The sequence below is a fragment of the Oligoflexus sp. genome, assembly GCF_035638955.1.
In the GTDB taxonomy this organism is placed as follows: Bacteria; Bdellovibrionota_B; Oligoflexia; order Oligoflexales; family Oligoflexaceae; genus Oligoflexus.
Genome location: NZ_DASQYZ010000344.1, coordinates 22,359 through 41,577, shown reverse-complemented (window position 1 = coordinate 41,577; position 19,219 = coordinate 22,359). Strand labels below are relative to the sequence as shown.

General features: G+C 54.0%; 15 protein-coding genes. 11 read left to right on the top strand and 4 right to left on the bottom strand.

The window, feature by feature from the left end; all coding sequences use genetic code 11:
* Window positions 1-21 precede the first annotated feature (21 nt).
* From hmgA to VE954_RS30320, 11 genes are all read left to right on the top strand, one after another.
* Window positions 22-1,326: a homogentisate 1,2-dioxygenase gene (gene hmgA / locus VE954_RS30370; RefSeq protein ID WP_324960048.1), complete on the top strand. Its 1,305-nt coding sequence runs from the start codon at window positions 22-24 to the stop codon at window positions 1,324-1,326.
* Window positions 1,327-1,380: 54 nt separating this feature from the next.
* A complete protein-coding gene (locus VE954_RS30365) occupies window positions 1,381-1,758 on the top strand; it encodes a hypothetical protein (protein ID WP_324960046.1) in 378 nt (125 codons plus the stop codon).
* Between the two features lie 61 nt (window positions 1,759-1,819).
* Window positions 1,820-3,340, top strand: a complete 1,521-nt coding sequence (locus tag VE954_RS30360) for a UDP-N-acetylmuramoyl-L-alanyl-D-glutamate--2,6-diaminopimelate ligase (protein ID WP_324960043.1) — start codon at window positions 1,820-1,822, stop codon at window positions 3,338-3,340.
* Between the two features lie 92 nt (window positions 3,341-3,432).
* A complete protein-coding gene (locus tag VE954_RS30355) occupies window positions 3,433-3,852 on the top strand; it encodes a hypothetical protein (protein WP_324960041.1) in 420 nt (139 codons plus the stop codon).
* Between the two features lie 377 nt (window positions 3,853-4,229).
* The gene (locus VE954_RS30350; RefSeq protein WP_324960039.1) at window positions 4,230-5,993 is read left to right on the top strand and encodes a S8 family peptidase; all 1,764 of its coding nucleotides are present in this window, start codon (window positions 4,230-4,232) and stop codon (window positions 5,991-5,993) included.
* 35 nt (window positions 5,994-6,028) lie between these two features.
* Window positions 6,029-7,012 (top strand): MoxR family ATPase, encoded by a 984-nt coding sequence (locus VE954_RS30345; protein WP_324960037.1) that lies wholly within the window; start codon window positions 6,029-6,031, stop codon window positions 7,010-7,012.
* 9 nt (window positions 7,013-7,021) lie between these two features.
* Entirely contained in the window at window positions 7,022-7,561 is a 540-nt protein-coding gene (locus tag VE954_RS30340; protein WP_324960035.1) for a hypothetical protein, read from the top strand.
* On the top strand, window positions 7,558-8,673 hold the full coding sequence (locus VE954_RS30335; protein WP_324960033.1) for a tetratricopeptide repeat protein: 1,116 nt from the start codon (window positions 7,558-7,560) through the stop codon (window positions 8,671-8,673). Before VE954_RS30340 ends, VE954_RS30335 begins: the two co-directional genes overlap by 4 nt.
* A complete protein-coding gene (locus tag VE954_RS30330; protein WP_324960031.1) occupies window positions 8,657-10,462 on the top strand; it encodes a BatD family protein in 1,806 nt (601 codons plus the stop codon). The genes VE954_RS30335 and VE954_RS30330 overlap by 17 nt, the downstream gene beginning before the upstream one ends.
* Complete coding sequence (locus tag VE954_RS30325) at window positions 10,450-11,253, top strand: tetratricopeptide repeat protein (RefSeq protein ID WP_324960029.1); 804 nt, start codon at window positions 10,450-10,452, stop codon at window positions 11,251-11,253. The genes VE954_RS30330 and VE954_RS30325 overlap by 13 nt, the downstream gene beginning before the upstream one ends.
* A gap of 103 nt (window positions 11,254-11,356) precedes the next feature.
* Entirely contained in the window at window positions 11,357-13,729 is a 2,373-nt protein-coding gene (locus tag VE954_RS30320) for a transglycosylase SLT domain-containing protein (RefSeq protein WP_324960027.1), read from the top strand.
* A 3-nt stretch (window positions 13,730-13,732) separates the two neighbouring features.
* Here VE954_RS30320 and VE954_RS30315 read toward each other — a convergent pair whose 3' ends face one another.
* The 4 genes from VE954_RS30315 to VE954_RS30300 all read right to left on the bottom strand — a co-directional run bounded on the left by VE954_RS30315 (window position 13,733) and on the right by VE954_RS30300 (window position 19,051).
* Window positions 13,733-14,947 (bottom strand): glycoside hydrolase family 5 protein, encoded by a 1,215-nt coding sequence (locus VE954_RS30315; protein WP_324960025.1) that lies wholly within the window; start codon window positions 14,945-14,947, stop codon window positions 13,733-13,735.
* A gap of 77 nt (window positions 14,948-15,024) precedes the next feature.
* The gene (gene maiA / locus VE954_RS30310; protein WP_324960023.1) at window positions 15,025-15,660 is read right to left on the bottom strand and encodes a maleylacetoacetate isomerase; all 636 of its coding nucleotides are present in this window, start codon (window positions 15,658-15,660) and stop codon (window positions 15,025-15,027) included.
* Between the two features lie 17 nt (window positions 15,661-15,677).
* The gene (locus VE954_RS30305) at window positions 15,678-17,234 is read right to left on the bottom strand and encodes a patatin-like phospholipase family protein (RefSeq protein WP_324960021.1); all 1,557 of its coding nucleotides are present in this window, start codon (window positions 17,232-17,234) and stop codon (window positions 15,678-15,680) included.
* A 2-nt stretch (window positions 17,235-17,236) separates the two neighbouring features.
* Window positions 17,237-19,051, bottom strand: a complete 1,815-nt coding sequence (locus tag VE954_RS30300; RefSeq protein WP_324960019.1) for a protein-disulfide reductase DsbD family protein — start codon at window positions 19,049-19,051, stop codon at window positions 17,237-17,239.
* Window positions 19,052-19,219 lie beyond the last annotated feature (168 nt).

Here is a 19,219-nt window from a genome sequence, read left to right as displayed (position 1 = left end):
GGGATCAAAGAGGGGGCCAATATGCGTTCTGATCGAAAATACCAAAGCGGTTTTGGCAATCATTTTGCCACGGAGGCCTTGCCCGGGGCCCTGCCTGAGGGCCAAAATTCGCCCCAGCGACCGCCATACGGGCTGATCGCGGAACTCCTGTCCGGGACTGCCTTTACCGTCAAACGATCAGAAAACCTCCGATCCTGGGTCTATCGCATCAGGCCCTCGGTCCTGCACGGCGAATTCCGACCCGTCGCCCGCGGTTCGATCGCCACCGGAGCCCCGCGTGATATCATCACCCCGGCCGCGCAACTGCGTTGGAACCCGCTGCCATTGCCCCAGGATAAAACTGATTTTGTGCAGGGGCTTGTGACCTTTGCCGCCAACGGCGATGCGGATGCGCAAACGGGGAGCGCTGTGCACCTTTATGCGTGCAATCAGTCCATGGATACCAACTTTTTCCAGAACGCTGATGGTGATTTTTTAATCGTGCCCCAAAGCGGATCTCTGGAGCTGCGCACGGAGTACGGGATTCTGGATGTCGATCCGGGTGAAATCGTGGTTATTCCACGCGGCATCAAGTTTCAGGTCCGCCTGCACGAAGCGACCGCTCGCGGCTATATCTGTGAAAACTACGGCGCGCATTTTGTTTTGCCGAATTTAGGACCGATCGGTTCCAATGGACTGGCCAACCCACGTGATTTTGAAACACCGGTGGCGGCTTATGAAGAACGTCAAGGAGCCTTCCGTCTGCAGCTGAAATTCGGCGGCGAACTGTTTGAGGCTGCCATTGAACATTCGCCGCTCGATGTCGTGGCCTGGCATGGAAATTACGTGCCTTATAAATATGATTTGAAAAAGTTCAACACCATCAATACCGTCAGCTATGATCACCCGGATCCTTCCATTTTCACGGTTTTGACCGCGCCGACCGACCATGAAGGTCGAGCCAATGTGGATTTCGTAATTTTTCCACCACGTTGGATGGTGGCCCAGAATACCTTCCGCCCGCCTTACTTTCATCGCAATATCATGAGCGAGTATATGGGCCTTATTTATGGCGTTTATGATGCGAAGCCTTCGGGAGGTTTCGAACCAGGCGGCGGCAGTCTGCATAACTGCATGCTGGCCCACGGTCCCGAAGCCAAAGCCTTTGAAGAAGCCAGCAAAGCCGAACTGAAGCCGCAGTATTTGGATAAGACCATGGCCTTCATGTTTGAATCCTCCATGCTGTACCGTCCGACCCGCTTTGCTTTGGAAGGGGGCCTTCTGCAGAAGGATTACGCTGCCTGCTGGCAGGGGCTCAAGCCGACTTTTAATCCCAAAGTTCGCTAGCATTGGGGTAAGATAGGAAGACATCGCAAATCAAATGACAGAGAGGGCTATCCCATGGCCTATGCTTCCTTTCGATGTCTGGTCGATGCTCCCTATCTGAAAGTCTGGCAATCCGTATCCGCGATCGCAGCGCCCCAGGGTCGCGGTCAACCCATCCGTCAGCAACTGAAAATTGATAGCTTCAATTTGCAGGAAACGGTCAGTCTTGATCCGCAGAAAGGTGAAGTCACCCTGAAGCTTGAGGGCGGCCAGGCGCTCAAGGGCGAAAGGCGGTTTGCCGTTCGCGAAGACACGAGCACATCACGGTTGATGATTGAATGTTCCCTGAACTGGCACGCCCAGGATCAGGATGTGGACCGCCGCCTGCATTCCATACTGGATCAGCTGGTGCGCGACCTGGTTTTGGAAATGAAAAGAGTATCCGAATCCTGATTTCGTGGACAGACCCGGAAGCGAGCGATTAGGATGAGGGCAATCCGTGACGGAGTTACCCATGCTGACCCGAAAATTAATCGCTCAGGACATTGTTCACGTTTTACAAAAATCCGGTCTGCTTCTGCAACACCGCATACCCCGCGTGGATCAACCCTTTGACGGCCACACCACGCATTCCAATCGGGTGCAAGACGGCTCGTTGTTCATTGCCTATAAGGGCGTCAGTTTTGATGCGCATGGCGCCATTCCAGGTCTGCAGGAACAGTTTGCGGGACTTGGATTTATTGTGGAGCAGCAGGACGCTTTCGAACAGATGTCGGATCAGACTTTTGTCTGTCTGGTGAAGGATAGTCGTGATGCCTGGGGTTGGCTGGCGGCTCACCTTTATCATAATCCGCAGGACCAGCTGCGCATGATTGGAATCACGGGAACCAACGGCAAGACCTCGACGGTCTGGTTTTTAGGCCAGCTGCTGCGCACTCTGGGTGAGCCCTGTTTAACGATGGGCACCATCGGCGTGTATTGCGGCGAGGAAAAATTTCCGGCCACTCATACCACGCCTGATCCAGATGAACTCTTTCGGCTCCTGGCCCTGGCTGTGGAAAAAGGCGTGACCTGGGCGGCTATGGAAGTTTCATCCCATGCGGTGGTCCAGAGACGGCTGGGTCCTTTGCGTTTTGATGCCGCTGGCTTTACCAGTTTTTCCCGCGATCACCTCGACTTTCATAAGGATATGGACGAGTACTTCGCGGCCAAGTGGGAACTCTTTTCGCACCTATTGAAACCTGATGCGGTGGCCTGGCTTTCGCATGATTTGGAAGGCTGGTTGCCCCCGGATGCTTTTACCCGGGGTTTTCATTTTTATGGAACGGCTCGTCAGGGTCGGACGCTGCAAACCGGGGATGCGATTTTTGAGGTCGCCTCGATGACTCTGCAGTCCACAGATCTCACGGTCACTTCGGGATCCAGACGTTGGCAAGGACGTCTGCCTTTCGGGGCGGACTTTGCCATGGCCAATTTCACAGCGGCTCTTTTGATTGTGGAAGGGCTTCTGCCCGGACGCACGTCGGCTGCGGATTGGTCGCGCATTGAACCCGTGCCAGGTCGCTTTGAGCCAGTTCCTGAAGCGTTTGCTGAGGGTCTGGCTGTGATCGTCGATTATGCACATACCCCCGACGCGTTGGACAAGACGGTGCATAAACTGCGGGAATTAACCAAGGGCCAATTGTGGGTGGTCTTTGGCTGTGGTGGGGATCGTGATCGAGGCAAACGGCCGTTGATGGGGGCGGTGGCGGAAAAAGAGGCGGATGTGATTCTCGTGACGTCCGACAATCCGCGTTCTGAAGATCCGCAGGCTATCATTCAGGATATTTTGGGAGGCATGAGCCAGGGTAAACACAAGGCCATAGTCGACCGTGAAGCTGCCATTTTGTATGCGATTCAGCAAGCCAAATCAGGCGACAGCATTCTGATTGCTGGCAAAGGGCATGAGGACTATCAGATCATCGGCAAGGAGAAATTTCCCTTCGATGACCGTCAAGTGGCATCACGTTGCCTGCGTACACGCCCCACGAAATGACTCTGGACAGACACCCGGACACACTGTAAGTCAAGGACTGACACGACTGACCGGGGGTTTTTGGAGTGCGTCCTGATTTTCAAGAAATTTACATGGACCTTGCTTTTAGCCTGGCGCGGCGTTCCACCTGCAAACGTTTGCACGTCGGAACAGTGATTACCAGCACCGACTTCCGTAAGGTTCTGGCTGTTGGCTACAACGGCAATGCAACCGGCCTGCCCAATGGCTGTGACCGCGATGAGCCGGGCAATTGCGGCTGTCTCCATTCAGAAGAAAATGCCGTGATCAACTGTGATAGCCCGCGCTTTATTGAAAAGCTGGTGTTCGTCACGCATATGCCTTGTGCCGCCTGCGCCAAGCGTTTGATCAACCTCGGTAACGTTCGCAAAATCTATTATGCCCGTGAATATCGCACCCGAACTTCGCTCGAACTCTTTTCCACGGTGGGAATTGCCGTGGAACATCTGCCTCATCAATCGATTCACGACGAAGAAAATAATTGCTGCAGTTAGACAGGAGCCGACGATTTCAAGTCATTATGCGCTACCAGATGTAGCGTGAATTTTAAAACCTTCACGCTATGATTAAAATTTAAGCAAAATGATTAACATATTGAAATCATCACTTAAATCAGCCTTATTATCCGGCTTATCCACTGCGCCTGTGGATAACATAAAACGGTCCACAATGCTGTGGATAGAGTGTCATTTGTGATCTGCGATGCGGTCATGGAGCGTTGGTCCCAGGCTGGATAAGCAGAGTTTCGCTTGTGATATGCGGAAAGGCAGTCGTATCATACAAGCTCAACCACGCCAACGACTGTAAATCGGGTCGGAAGGCTTGTCGGACGGCCTCCAGGCCGTGTTTATCCTGGTGAAGGGAGCCTACATTGCGGACGCTGTTATTTATGATAAGCCTGGCCAGCTTCGTCTGGGGCTGTGGCCGGATCGAAGATTCCAAAATGAGCCCAGTGGCCACTCAGGAACCGTTGCTCCGTTTCGCTGAAGTGGACGGCGAGGCTGCCGCGCAGCCGCAGAGTTATCTGGTGGCATTTCGGCATCTCCTGGATGATTCGCGCGATCATTTCACAGCCTTTCCTACGCGCATTCGCACCCATATGCAGGCTCTCATGCGAAGTTATTCGCGTGATCTGGGTCCGGCCCGACCGCGTTATCTCGGATCTTTGAATCTGACTGATCTCTCGCAATCCTTTACCCCGAAGCCGGCCAGCTATGGACCAGCTTTTATGCGGCGGAGTCTGCACGAGACGGCGTTGGACAGCATGGCAAGTCTGATGGAGGTTTCCTTCAATAATGATGAGGAAGCCCGGGCGACGCTTGGTCAATGGCTCAGCGAAGGTCGGATCTATTACGCCGAGCCCAATGGCAGAAGCGAATTGAAGGGCGAAGTCGAGGATACGATTGTGGAGCGCTTCAAGGACGATCAGCAGTTTACGCCCTGGTTGAGTCAGATCGCCTTTCTTCCCGCCATTCAGCAGATGGGGCAACTGGCCAGCATCGACGATCCGCCGGTGATTGCCGTGATGGATAGCGGTGTGGATGTCATGCATCCCAATCTTCGTTCCGCCATCTACGTGAATGAGTCCGGGCAAAATAAGCTCTGTACCGATGATATCTATGGCTGCAACACGACGGTGTCCAAGAAAGAAAATCTAGGCAACGGTGACGTTTTCCCTGCGGGCACATCGGGCTTTAATCAAAGCTGTGGCAATGAAGGCCAGTGTCAGCATGGAACTCATGTGGCCGGTATCATCGCCGCTCGTGATGCTGCCGATTATGTGGGCATGTGCCCTTACTGCCAGATTTTGGTCGTCAAGGTGGTGGATCTGGAAAATAGCGGGGGCAATAACACCTCGTTCGTCATCAAGGATGCGTCGATCATCGCGGGTCTGGCTTATATCTCGGGTTTTAAAAAGAAGGGCGAGCCTCTGGTCCGCGTGATCAATGCCTCGTTTGGAAAATTTGAACGATCGCGTTCGGTGGAACTCTTTATTCAGTCGCTCAAAACATTCGGTCGCGGCACGCTCATGGTCGCTGCTGCAGGCAACGAGGACACCATGCGGCGACAGTATCCCGCAGGTTTTGATTCGGTGATCGCCGTTTCCAACGTGAAAAGCGATGCCGAGCTGCCGGTGAAAAGCGATTCGTCCAACTTTGGGACCTGGATTGATATCGCAGCGCCAGGGGATGGACTCTGTGACGTCGAATCCGGCATTCGATCCAGCGTTCCCGGTGGCTTTTCAGCCTGTAAAGTGGGTACATCCATGTCTTCACCTGTTGTTGCGGGTATTGCTGGATTAATTTTGTCCAAAGATCCCACTTTAACGGCGGCAGAGGTCGAAAGACGTTTGCTTGATACCGCCCAGCCCGATAAACTTTATTCCGATTCGGTGAATAACGGCTATCGTCCCAATATCAAGGGGATGGGTCTGGTGCCGCTCCTGGGCAGCGGTGTGGTCAATGCCAACCTTGCTTTGGATCCTAACCTGGATCAATCCCCTCCTGTCACAACCAAACGAAGTGATCTGGTGCGGGCCGGGTGTGGCGTGATCGGTGGCGAGGCTTCGTCAGCCTGGTTCTGGGGTTGGATACTCCTGCCCCTGGTCGCCATAGGCTGGCGCCGGTTGCGCTGAATGCACAAGATGATGTCATGAGGAGAAACAAGTCCATGATGGGACACGAATTGGATCGCGATGTGGAAACTGCGGCTCAGCACATCAATCTGGTGTTGACCACTGTTGGTCAACGCATGGTGGGGCAAAAGCAGGTGATGGAACGCCTGCTGATGGGTTTGATCGGCCAGGGGCATGTGCTGCTGGAGGGGTTACCGGGTCTCGCGAAGACCACTGCGGTCAAGGCCTTGTCGGACTGTTCTGATCTGGCGGTGACACGTATTCAGTTTACCCCGGATCTTTTGCCGGCGGATGTGATCGGGACTCAGATCTATGATCCGAGGCAGGCAGAATTCAAGGTCAAAAAAGGCCCGATTTTTACCAACCTGCTGATCGCTGATGAAATTAACCGGGCTCCGGCCAAGGTTCAGTCGGCGCTTTTGGAAGCGATGCAGGAACGCCAGGTTACGCTTGGGGATACGACCTATACGCTGCCCAAACCTTTTTTGGTCATGGCGACCCAAAATCCCATCGAACAGGAAGGCACCTATCCCTTGCCTGAAGCACAGATGGATCGCTTTCTGTTCAAGATCAAGGTCGACTATAATACTCTTGATGAAGAGATCGAAGTCGTGCAGCGGATGGCCAGCGGTGATGATATTCACCTGGCAAAGGTGATGCAGGCTGCTGATATTCTCCGTTGCCAGGAATTGATGAAGCAGATTCATGTATCCGATAAAATTCGTCGGTATATCGTCGAGCTGGTGTTTGCCACGCGGAAGCCAGCGTCTTATGGATTGCGCAAGTTGGAAGCCATGATCAAAGTCGGGGCCAGTCCGCGCGCTTCCATCAATCTGGAGCGGGCTTCGCGTCTGAATGCACTGTTTCAGGGGCGTGCCTATGTCACGCCACAGGATGTCAAGGACGTGGGCCTTGATATTTTGCGTCATCGGGTTCTGCCAACGTATGAAGCGGAAGCGGACAATATTGCCGTTGAGCAGATGATCCAAGAGATCTTTGCGCATGTTGATGCGCCGTGAGGACGCCTGATGCCTGATGCCCCTGCCGCCCCGCAGCTGCCTCATGGAATCATGGGCCTGCAGCCTGAAGCCTTTCCCTGGATGCCGGTCATGCTCGGCAGCCTTGCTTGTCTTGCACTGGCCCTGATTGGCTGGTTTTTATGGACACGGCTGCGCCGCCGAAGTGCGCATCGACCCATCACACCCGTCACCCGGCCCGTGGATCCCTGGTTGCGCGTGGAGCAACGCCTGCAAACCCTGAACATTCAAGAGCCCTGGAGCCGGGAAGCCTGCGAGGATTTTTTCTTTCAGCTGAGCTTTGTGCTGCGCGAAGCCCTGGAACTCCGGACTGGCCTGCCCATTACCGGCCAAACCCTGGCGGAAACCAGAACGAGTCTCGAGAAAAGTCCGGTTCTCTCAGCAAATTTTCAGCAAGACCTGATAAAATTCCTGAGTCTGTCGGAGCAATTGAAATTTGCCGGTCAATGGCTTGGTGCCGCTGAATCGTTGGAATGGCGTGAGAAGGTTAAGGCATGGGTGGAACAGTTACGTCGCGGAGAGCTGTCATGACGTGGATAAAGGGTTGGGGTCTGGTCCTGATCCTGATTGTCCCCACAACGTCTCTGCGTGCGGATGGACTGGGGGATGCTTATAAGGCCTTTGAAAAGGGCCAGTATGAAGAAGCCGCCAAAAGTTTTCAAAACCACACCCAGAAAAAGCCGCAGGATTACGATCAACTTTACAACACCGGTGTGGCCCTGTTTCAAAAGGGCAAATACGACGAAGCCAGTCAATACTTCGACCGAGCCAAGCAATCGCCTGATCCCCAATTGAAAAGTCGTGCGGCCTATAACAAAGGCGTGGCCCAGGCGCAGCAGCAACGCTGGGATCAGGCCGAGGCTGAGTTTCAAGAGGCGCTGAGCTATGACAACGACAATGTCATGATCAAGGATAATTTGCAGTTTGCCCGTGATCAAAAGAATCAGCAAAAGCCGGAGCAAAAAAACGCGGATAATGATCCGAAGCAGAAGAATGACCCGTCGCAGGATTCCAAACAGGCGCAAAACCAAAACAGTGGTGGGGCGGATCAAAAGCAGGCGGGGCAGGAGAATCAAGAGACTGCTCAGAAGGATGGTCAGTCCCAGCAGAATACGGATGACAGGACCCAAAAGGACGGTCAGCCGCAGCAGAATGCGCAAAGTGCAGACAAGAGTGATCAGTCCCAGCAGAATGCGCAGAAGGAGGATGGTCAGTCCCAGAATGCGCAGAAGAGCGATCCGTCGCAGAAAGATGCTCAGTCCCAGCAGAATGCGCAGAAGGGTGATGGTCAATCCCAGCAGAATGCGCAGAAGGATGGCCAGCAAAACAAGCAGACGGCGCAGAAAGATGGTCAGGCTGCTCAAGCCGGGGACAAAGCGAAGCAGGAGAACGGTGCGGGCGCTGTGGATCCGCAAGGCGATAAAGCTCAACAGGATCAAAAAGAAGGTATGGCCCAGCAGGGTGTTCCGCCGTCAGGCGAGGCCAAAGGCCCTGATGGGCAGCGAGTCCTGACGGTCAAGGATCTGAAAAAGCAGGAAGCCGAAAAACTTCTCCGATCGGTGGATGATCGCATCGGCACTTATATTCTTACCCCGGAACAGGCAAATACGGAGGGCAAATCACGTAATGGCAAGGATTGGTAAGCTCGCAGGCATCTTGGTCTTCCTGATGTTCTACGCGGGATCGATCCTGGCGGGAACCGTGACGGGAGAATTGGATAAACCCGAGGGCAGCCTCGAGGACCAGTTCGTCTATACACTTGCGGTCCAGGGCTCCGCTGACGGCGACCCGCAATTTCCTGATGTTCCTGGATTGAGCGTCAGGCAGGCGGGAACAAGTCAGAGTGTGTCCATTATCAACGGGCGGATGTCGCGCGAGGTTCAGTATCAGTTTGTGCTGACTCCTTCCAAGGAAGGCACCTATACGATTCCGCCGATCGTGATGAAAATCGATGGGAAGCAGGAGCAGACGCTGCCGCTTGAATTCAGGGTAATGCCGGCAGGTTCTGCCACGCAAGGACGCTCGGATCGACCGATTTTTATCGAGCGCAGTCTGGCCAAAGATAAGGTGTATGTCGGTGAACCCGTGCTGTCGAGCATTCGCGTGTTTTCCCGTGTGCGCATTGTCGGGGCTCAACCGGATTTTCGATATCCTGATGGCTTTCAGGTGAAAAAAATCGATGGCGAAAGGAATTACACCAAGGTGGTGGATGGCCAGGAATTTACCGTCACTGAAATCAATGCGATTTTGATCCCGGGGAAGGAAGGAAAATTTGAAGTGCCGGCCGCCGGACTTGATGTTCGGTTCGTGGATCAAAGTAAACCGCGGCGCTCCACACGTTCCCTGTTGGAAGACTTATGGGGACCGGGCAACACCACCGAGAAGCATTTTCGCAGTGCGGCCACGACAATTGAAGTCCTGCCTTTGCCTGTTGCGGGGCGACGCGCCAATTTCAGTGGCCTTGTGGGTGAGTTCAGTGGACGCGCGGAACTTGCGCCTGCCTCGGTAAAAGTGGGTGAAACGGCGACCCTGACACTCACCATTCAAGGCCGGGGTGCCACCACCGGCATGGCGGATCCTGAGTTGGGACTCGGGGATAAGGCGAAAATTTATAAGGATAAACCGCAGTCGACCGACAGCCTCGATGCCAATCAAGGGGTTTTGGGTCAGCGCAGCTTTAAAATTGCCATCGTGCCGACGGTGGACGGAGCCCTGAATCTTGGGGCTTTGAACATTCAGTATTTTAATACGGCTCTCGGTCAGTACCAGGATATGGTGATCGAACTCGGTCAACTGCAGGTCACAGGCTCAGCCGCGCCTGTCGATCCCCAGGCGGCGACCGGGGCACCCACGCCTTTGGATAATAAACCAACCCCAGCCCCGTCGGCCCCTGCTGAAGTGCGGTCATTGGGCAGCGATCTTCTGGAACCCCATCCCATGGAGCGGCTGCATAAGCCGCATGCAATCGGGACTGGTGATCGGCTGGTTGCGAGTGCATGGCTTCTGGCCACACTGGCTTTTTTAGGCTGGGGCGGATGGAAACACTGGATCCGGCGTCAGGGTGCGCAAAGGGATCAACGGAAAAAAGCCGATCGAGCCTTGAAAGCGGCGAGCCGCCAGTTGAATGAGGCCCGCGTGCTGCTTGATCGACATGATGTCCAGGCCGCAGTCGGACTTGCGCAAAGTTCCATTCGTCAGTACATGGGCGATAAATTCAGTATCAAAGCCAGCGCGTTGACTCTGCGGGATTTGGAGCAGCAGCTCCTCCAGCATGGACTGGCGGGTCCCACTGTCGAAGAGATGCGCCGCGTTTGGCAGAATCTCGATCAATTGCGATTTGCGGCTTCCACGGCGGAGCAAAATTTCGGACGGGAGGCTTTGCAAAAAGTCGATCAGTTGCTTGCGGAGGTGGAACAACGATGCGCTCATTAATGCTCATTCTTGCCATTTTTTTGATGAAACCGGTTCTCGCGAAAGATTCTAGCGGTGGGTATGCAGCCGCCGAGGATGCCTATCGTCAGGGCCATTTCGAAGAAGCCATTCAAATTTATCTGGCTGCTGTGCAGCAGGGTGAAACGAATGCGAGCCTTTTTTATAACCTGGGAACCAATCTTTATAAGAATGGAGAAATGGGTGCTGCGCTTGCCGCTCACCTGCGCGCCGCGCGTTTGAATCCCACCGATCCCGATATTCGTTACAATTTGCGTTTTCTTCAAGACAAGGCCCGCGACAAGCTCGACACCAAACTGGCCCATGATTCCTGGCTTGCTCTCAGTGCCTCGCGATGGGTGGGTGAACGCGCCCTGTTCTGGTTGACTGTCATTCCACTTGGGTTGGCCTTCAGCCTCGCCGGGTGGCAGCTTTTCAGCGGCCGTGCGCCCGTTTTGAGCTGGGTGACCGTGGGTCTTCTGCTTCTGGTCAGCCTTTATCCTGGTCTGAGCCTGGGCCACGCCTCCTGGCAGCAACCAGAATGGGGCGCCATCGTCAGTCCCGAAGTGGATGTTCTCGCAAGCCCTACCGTGCGGAATGCTGTGGTGATATTTCAATTGCACGAAGGAGCCCCCTGCGCTGTGCTCGGTGAGTCCGGCGATTGGTTTAAGATCCAGCTCTCGGATGGAAAGACGGGATGGGTCCCCCGGGAACATCTGGCGATCTTTGGTAAAAACTTTTTTTCTTATCAGACTTCGAAAAGCGATCAATCCTCGAAAAAATCTGCACTTTGAATCTTAAGGCGGTCGATAAAAAGGCCGCTTAACCTCTCTTCCCTTGCTATGGTAGACTTGTTTTCAGAGTTCATCCCAGAAGCCATTCAAGCGGTTAGAATATATGCTGCGAGCCTTATGGTGCCTTGTGTTCCTCGGCCTTTCCCGGTTTGTTTCCTATTCAGAAAGCGCGGAAGCCCCCACCCCGCCTGAAACTCATGTCCTGCGCGAATACAAGATGGGCTTTGCTCAGGCGGATCCGTCGCTTGAAGTCTGGCTCCAGAAGATTCACGATGGACGATCGCCTCTGGTCTTTACCGAGGACAAGGAATTTGAAGCGGCCTTGCAGGCTTGGGATCCCGCCAGCGCATGGCTCTTCCGCCTTCGCCGCAATGAAGGTGGAACAGACAAAAATGTGGCGAAAGGGGCTTTGGCCCAGGCGCTCGATCGTGGTAGCCAACTCGCCAACGAATCGATGTATCCTTATGTTCTCCAAGCCCTCATTGACCACCCTGGTCTTGATGCCAAGGAAAGAGCGCAGGCGCGCAATCTTTTGTTGGAACGTGGAGGGATCAGTTGCCCACGGAAGAAAAACATACTTCAGGATCTCCGCCTGACTGAAAAAGGCAGCCTGAAGACAGAAACAGCGCGTAAGTATTTGGCGACCATTCAGGAATTCACCGCGCTGGGTTTTATGGAGGAGAGTCTACGGGCCCTTCTTTACGGAATGAGCCCCAATGTGCAAAAAGAAATGCGTGCGGAACTGGCGTCGGCATTGCAGCCTTTCCCTCGCCTGGTTGGTGATAACCCCGGTTTGTTCGAAGAGAGCGCCGACGAACCAGGAGCTAACAGAAGCACGGCTTTGGGTCGCATTTACCAGGCGGAGAAACAAATCAATGACGCCGGATGTCTGGTTGCCCGCGATACTTTGGTTCGCGGCGTGAAAGAGGACAGCGGCAAGCAGCATTTGTCCACAGTGGAAGCGGTGGCAGGCAAGATCGATGGCTGTTTGAAACCCAAAGGTGATAAGACTCGCATTGCTTACTGGCAGGAGCTGGAAGCCCCTCTGAAAGAGACCTACGGTTTTCCTGGGGAAGCCATGGTCCAGCGGCGCCTCGGCCTCATCTATTGGGGGCGCGATGAGTTTGAAGATGCGCGCAAGATTTTCAGTCAGATGCTGCTGCGCTCGGAGAAGGATTATCCCACCGTGCATGCGGATACTCTCTTCACCTATGCTCGCGTGGTGGAAAACGAAGGCAAGTTCGATGAAGCGATTGAAAAGTATCGTTTCTTTATCGAGCTTTATCCTAAAAATGAACAGGCCAATCAAGCTCTCTCATCGATGATAGTTCTGGCCACCCTGCTGAAGCGCAGTGATGATGCCCTGCGCTTTGCCTTGCAGATGATCGATCTGGAAGCGGTGAAGCCCGTGGATGAACGCGATGGAGCCGCTCTACCCATGGCCCTCTTCTGGGCTGGCAAGATTTATCTGGAAAAGGGTGAGAATCATCGTGCGGAGTTTTTCTGGGCCCGCCTGGCTCAGGAATTTTATTCGACCTTCTATGGTGCCTTGGGTCACTACTCGCTGGAACGTCTGACTCATAAGCGTTTTATGCTGCCACCCGTTCATGCGCCGCACTTCAACAAAGGCGAGATGTTCAAGGAATTCCCTCTGGCCGAACGCCGGGTGCTGGAGCGTGCTGAAAGGCTGCTTCTGGCCGGTATGAAGGATGATGCTGCCTGTGAAATTAAGGAAATTCGTTCCGCCGCGACCGATACGCATCGGCAGTTGGCCAAAGCTCTGTTCCAATATGCTGCGGGTGACTGGCTCGCTGCCGTGCGCATCTACCAGAACCTGCCCAAGTCCTATCGCCTGACCTTGCCTCGCGGCATGGAAAGAGTTCTGTTCCCTAGGGCTTATTCGGCACTGGTTACGCAGTATGCGGCGAAATTGAAAGTCGATCCTGCCTATGTGAACGCCATCATTCGGCAGGAAAGCGTATTCAATCCACGGGCCCAGTCGATCGTGGGAGCGCGTGGTCTGATGCAGCTGATGCCCGGTACTGCGCGTATGGAAGCCCGATCCTTGCGGGGCGATTACATCGATGCTGAAAAGGCATCCCGAGTGAGTAAAGTGCTCAGCGATGAATCGATCCTGAGTGAGCCTGAGGTCAACATCACATTAGGTGTGCATCATGTGCAGCGCCTGTTTCAAAAGTACCGGAGTCCGGTCTTTGTGCTGACGAGTTACAACGCCAACCCAAGGGCCACGGAACGCTGGCTGGAGTCGATTGACAGCAGCGATATGATCGTCTTCATCGAACGGATTCCTTATCGGGAAACACGTTCCTATGTGAAGCTCGTGATGCGGAATTATTTTTACTACAAGCGCTGGTATGAAGGGGCGGAAGCGCCGATGCCCCTGTTCGATGGTCTTTTGCCGCAGGCCCTGGCTGGAAGTGCCAAGTCCCAGTACCAGGCCAGCAGCTCTCGCTGATTCCTATCGATCGGACTTTAAAGCGTTGGGAACCAGATCATATTTAAAACGATACGATCGGGTTTCCGTCTTTTCCACCAGACCAAACCAGCCGCGATCATCCCACACCGTCGGCGCCATGCCGTGGTCCAGGATGGTTTGCGTCATCAGCTGATAGTATTGCCTGACAATATCCGTATTGCGCTCGTTCTGATTCACCTTCCGACCGACGCCGAATTCTCCATAATTCACCGCCACGCCAAGAGTCTGGGCATGCAGGAATGCAGCGTCGATTGTCTCGACGATTTTTTGCGATCCGGGCCATTTTGTGTTGGAACCGTCTTCACCGCAAAATGTCCATGGATCATAGGTGTGAAGCGAAACAGCAAGATAGGGATCGTTGCCATCATCCGGCAGGTCGCCCTTATTGGGATACACTTCATCCAGTAAGGTCTGATTACCCTGGGCATTGGGCAGGATCAGAACCAGACGTTGCTGATTACGTGGATCAGAATTCCGTATCGCCTGGTAGCCGACTTCATTGATATGACGGGTCAGCCTCATGGGTTCAGCATCGAAGGGGCTGACGGGGCCGGTAAAATCACCGAAAACCCCTTCAGGTTCGTTGAGAACCTCAAAGATCAGCTCGTAGGGATAGCCAGCAAAATGTTGCGCAATCTGATGCCAGAGATTGGCGAAGATGACATCCGAAGTTCCAGCCTTGTAATCCCTCTTCAGCCATCGTTCATGGTGTGTATTGATGATGACAAACATGGGCTTCGCGAGGGCGTAATCGATGACAGTCGTGAGGTCACGCAACCTGGGATGATTGGTGCGCAGCTGGCCGTTGGCATCGGCCAGGTGATCGCCTTCAAAGTCATCCATCCAGGTCACGGGCAGGCGGACATGCCGATGCCCGGCCTGATAATAAAGATCAATGATGGCTTTCATTTCATCGACAGTGGTCGGCTTATCCTTACGATCAAAGATATTGCCGAGATTGAAGCCGCTACCCATCGCAGCGATCGCTTCGAATCCATTGATAGGGAGCGAAGGCTCCGGAATGGGAAGTGGGGACGGCTCAGGTTGGACAGGATTGCCTTGGGTCCACGGATGCGACCCATCTTCCGAAGGGTTAGGCGTGGGGATAAACGTTGAACGCCTGGATTTGTCTCGTGGTGCACAGCCCAACTGCAGGTTAAGGAGCAGAATCATCGGTAAAAAGAGACAGAATTTCATAACACTCCCTGGGTTGTTAGTCCAAGGAGATTATCTCTCGATTGAGATGAAGGCGCTACACTGCCGGTGCGGATGGACTAAGGCTGAGCGTCCGGTTGCCGATGCGGAGCGGCTTTGTCGCAGTAATCGGTTTTGAGACAATTGGAATAAATGGCTTCCATTCGCGGAAAACGGCGCATTTCCACATGCACGCGCAAAGCATTGTACACCTGAGGCACAATCGCAATATCAGCCAACGTCAGTTGATGACCGAAGGCGTAGGGTCCGCTGTACGGAGCCAGCTTTTTTTCGAGCGCGTGAAAACCCTCTTCAATGAAATGCTGGCTCCAGCTGTCGCGCTGCTTTTGATCTTCGGAATAAAAACGGGTGACCTTCAGATTTTGCAGGGGCTGCATGCCAGCGACCACCATCATGGTAACCTCGCGCACCAGAGCCTTGTCCCATGGATCCTTGGGCAGGAGTGGTTCGTAAGGATAGGTTTCCTCCAGCCACTCGATGATGGCCATCGATTCACTGACCGTCCGATCTCCGACCTTAAGCATGGGGACCTGGCCTGTGGGATTCAACGCAAGGTATTCATCCGAGCGCTGCTCCGATTTCAGAAGATTCACAGCGACGGATTCATAGGGCAGGCCTTTGAGGGCTAAAGCCCAACGCACCCGCCAGGAACAGGACGAACGCCAGTAATGATAGAGGGTCAGAGCCGGTTGCATAGGCAGATCCTTGTAAATTAGTTGGCGATATTCTCGATTATGTCTTTGTACGAATTTTCGAGTTTGCGCAAGGCATCGATGCTTTTCAGTTCAAATCCATAACGACTCGTTTTGGCTGCATACACCCGATGCCTTTCACGCAGGCGGCGCAAGGTGCTCTGAAACGCAACTTCAATGACTTCAATCCGCAGGCGAGCCCGCAGGGGTGATCCAGCCATCAGGCGGGCGCATTCTTCATCCGGTTGAAAGACGAGAAAATCGACATCGGGATACTGTTCTGATACGGAGCGTAAGGAGGCTTCAAAACGGGTCGAAACCAGAGCTTTGATGGTCTGCACAATCCCATAATAGCCGCCTTTGATGTCAGCCGTTCCGGCAATGGTGGCCCGATAGGGTTTCATGGGATCGATGACAAACACCAGGCGCGTTCCATCCTCGACCACGGCTTCCAGGTTACAGCTCTTGGTGACCTGACCGTCGATATACCAGCGGTCACCGATAGCTTTCGGCGTGAAAAGTGGCGGCAGGGAACAGGAGGCTCGCACCGCGGCGCTGATATTCATGCGATCATGCGGGAAGCGGCCCAGCGTGACATGATCAAAGGTATCCTGATCGGTGGCACCGATATAAAGCTTGGGTTTCACCCCATCGAAATGATCACTGACGCCATGGTCGACAAAGAGTTCGTGAAAATAGGCCTCAAGCTTATCGCCTTTGAAAAAGCCAGTGGGAATCGATTCCATGGTGGCTTCGAGCCATTGGCTCAGTTTGACCCGGCGCATTTTTAGGGAGCTGCTGACCACGCGCTTCAGGATATGAAGGCCGGCAAGATCGAAGATGGTCGACAGCTTGAACGGTGGATAGCGGGAGGTCAGGTCCATGATGCCGCGCACCAGCTCTTCCACTTCGATCTGATTGGCGACCATCGAACCCACAATACTGCCGCTGCTGATACCGGAAATCACATCACAGGTATAAATGCTCCGACCATCGAACGCATGTTTGAGAGCAAGGATGGCACCCGCCTGATAAAGCAGCCCTTCGATGGCACCGCCGCTGAGGGCGAGTCCCACTTTATTTTCCCGGATGATCCCGGCATACAAGACTTCGCGGAGCCAGCGCAGCATCAGCGCGGTTTTCTCCGGTTCCACGATCACATCGCGAACATTCAAGCGGCCCAGGATAAACACCCGATGATCCACATCGGCTGTTTGCTTGAGAACGGTGACAATGCGCGAATTGGGAAAATGAAAGTCGGGACCCCAAAGCTGCGTCAACGAACTGACGTCCCGATTGATGTGCTGGACGGCCGCCACGGCCTCGACCGCATCGTCGCCCCGTTCATCATAAACGAGCAGGTCAACCGGATGCTGACGCAGGAAGGGTGAGACGCCATCGATGTCGGACATGAGGTGAATGCGCATCGTCATGCCTTTCAGCAGACGATGGTTCAATTCAAAATTCTGCGTCAGGGCCCCGTCATCGGGCAGGCGTTTGGCGTCGAGCCGCTCCAGGGCGGCTATAATATTGGCTAAGCGTGATGGGGCTGTGACGTAAAGCAGGTACTGTCGCATGATCATTTCCCTTTGAAAGACCGCAACTCATCGAGAAGACGCTGCTTGCCGACATAACCTGTGAGTTTGCGACTTTTGGTCAGGTCCCCGTCCGCAGGAACCAGGACCAAAGTTGGCAGGCCTATCATTCCGTATTTCTGGGCAAGAGCTTCATCGGCTTCCGTTTGCTGGGTCATGTCAAGCTTAACGGTAACCCATTCCTCTTGCAGCAAGGAAATCACTTCAGGTTCCTGGAAGGTGGTCTTGTCCATGTCCTTGCAGGCGGGGCACCAATCCGCCCAGCCATCGATCAATATCGGACGACCGGCTTTCTGCGCTTCACTGTAAGCCGTGGCGTCATCACTCATCCAGGCGACTTTGGTTGCTACATCACTGCCTGTCATCCACTGAATTCCTGCAAATAGCGCACAACCGAACAATATTGTGGGCGCCAGCTGTGTGCTTTTGCGCAAGATAAGCGAAGAACTGCGGACGATCACAATCAGAATTGGCAAACTGATAATGAGGAGCCCGATAAAGAGTTGATACCAATGACCCTGAACCGGTTTCAGCCATGCCTGGAGTGGATTTTTAAGATAATAGAGAGCCAGGGCATACATGGCCGCCGAAAAAAGAATTTTGACGCTGACCTGAACACGCGGACTCACTTTAAAGGCCGTCACGCGTTTCGCCGCCATCCCAAGGAAGACATACGGCAGGGCGAAGCCCGTGCTATAGAGGAAAAAGAGTCCAACCGATTGACCAACGCTGTTCAGAGTCGTCGCGTAAGCCAGCAGCGCACCCATAATGGGCCCTGTGCACGGAGCTGCTACCAAACCGGCGCCCGCGCCCATGCCGAAAGCATTCAGAAATGAAGATTTCCCAGCGCCCATTTGCGAGCCGAAGGCCTGCAGTTTGCTCAGGTCGCCAAAACCCAGCATGGTGAGCCCAAGAATTGCGAAAATGATCGCAAAGGCAACGTTCACCCAAGGATTAGCGAGAACGGAACCAAAGATTCCCCCACTGAGCGTGGCGACCAGACCTAGACCTGTATAGGTCACGATAATGCCCAGCGCATAGACAATGACGGAAGCGAGGCGCGCGTGACCCTGCTGAGCCAGAAGCCTTAGGGTGATGGGAATCATAGGGAAAACGCAGGGTGTAAGGTTGGTGGCGATGCCGCCGAGAAAAACCACGAGCAGCACGAGAGCCCACGGGAGTTCGCCGCTTTTTAAACGTTCGGCATATTTTTCTTCGGTCGTGAGGTGGTCGCTGCTCGGTCCTTCGCTGATTTTAGGTGCCGTATCGGTTGGCGTCGAAAAATCCTGAAGGGCATTCGGAGCCTTGGTGGACGAGCTGCTCGCGTCGCTATAGACCGGAATCTTCAATTCCTGAGTGTAGGGGAATAGACAAATTTGATGAGTACACCCAAGAAACGTGATGCCGATGGGCAGAGTCGGTTCCGTGAACTTTTGGGTGCCCATCAATTCGATTTCGAAGTCGCCGCCATCGTAAACCTCGATCTGCCCGCCTTCAACAGGGTCCTCCTGGAGACGCGCGGTGGGAGCGGACTTGATGGTGACAATGAAATCGCCAGGAGCACGAAACTCCAGCCGCTTCTTATAAATCGAAAAATTATCTTTGGTGGACAGGCGCAAGCCTACGACCAGGTGCCCGTCGCGGTCCTGCAAGGCTTGCACACCCTCCCAGATGATGACGTCATTCGGCCGTATATCAAGTCGGGTCTTGCCAGCTGGGTCAAGGGCTTGAGCCGTCAGGCTTGAGGCATATAGTGTCAAAAAGGCCAGGATATTCATCAGCAGTCGAAGGCATTTCAAAATCGCCACTCCTCATCCACAGGGTTCTTAAAAGTTATAACCGACGGACTTGTCCGGGGGAAGCCAGGCGGCAGCCCGAGCCAGCTCTGGACAAAGTTCTCTTGACTTGACGGGCACTTTCCCGTACTAGAGAAGTTCGCTTAGGGCAAGATTCGCCAAAAAAGCTGT

Excerpts from the sequence above, each read along its gene's own strand:
- VE954_RS30315 (WP_324960025.1), bottom strand. The coding sequence starts at position 14,947 with ATGAAATTCTGTCTCTTTTTACCGATGATTCTGCTCCTTAACCTGCAG.
- VE954_RS30360 (WP_324960043.1), top strand. The coding sequence starts at position 1,820 with ATGCTGACCCGAAAATTAATCGCTCAGGACATTGTTCACGTTTTACAA.
- VE954_RS30320 (WP_324960027.1), top strand. The coding sequence starts at position 11,357 with ATGCTGCGAGCCTTATGGTGCCTTGTGTTCCTCGGCCTTTCCCGGTTT.
- VE954_RS30355 (WP_324960041.1), top strand. The coding sequence starts at position 3,433 with ATGGACCTTGCTTTTAGCCTGGCGCGGCGTTCCACCTGCAAACGTTTG.
- hmgA (WP_324960048.1), top strand. The coding sequence starts at position 22 with ATGCGTTCTGATCGAAAATACCAAAGCGGTTTTGGCAATCATTTTGCC.
- VE954_RS30340 (WP_324960035.1), top strand. The coding sequence starts at position 7,022 with ATGCCTGATGCCCCTGCCGCCCCGCAGCTGCCTCATGGAATCATGGGC.
- VE954_RS30305 (WP_324960021.1), bottom strand. The coding sequence starts at position 17,234 with ATGCGACAGTACCTGCTTTACGTCACAGCCCCATCACGCTTAGCCAAT.
- VE954_RS30345 (WP_324960037.1), top strand. The coding sequence starts at position 6,029 with ATGATGGGACACGAATTGGATCGCGATGTGGAAACTGCGGCTCAGCAC.
- VE954_RS30330 (WP_324960031.1), top strand. The coding sequence starts at position 8,657 with ATGGCAAGGATTGGTAAGCTCGCAGGCATCTTGGTCTTCCTGATGTTC.
- VE954_RS30365 (WP_324960046.1), top strand. The coding sequence starts at position 1,381 with ATGGCCTATGCTTCCTTTCGATGTCTGGTCGATGCTCCCTATCTGAAA.
- VE954_RS30325 (WP_324960029.1), top strand. The coding sequence starts at position 10,450 with ATGCGCTCATTAATGCTCATTCTTGCCATTTTTTTGATGAAACCGGTT.
- VE954_RS30335 (WP_324960033.1), top strand. The coding sequence starts at position 7,558 with ATGACGTGGATAAAGGGTTGGGGTCTGGTCCTGATCCTGATTGTCCCC.
- maiA (WP_324960023.1), bottom strand. The coding sequence starts at position 15,660 with ATGCAACCGGCTCTGACCCTCTATCATTACTGGCGTTCGTCCTGTTCC.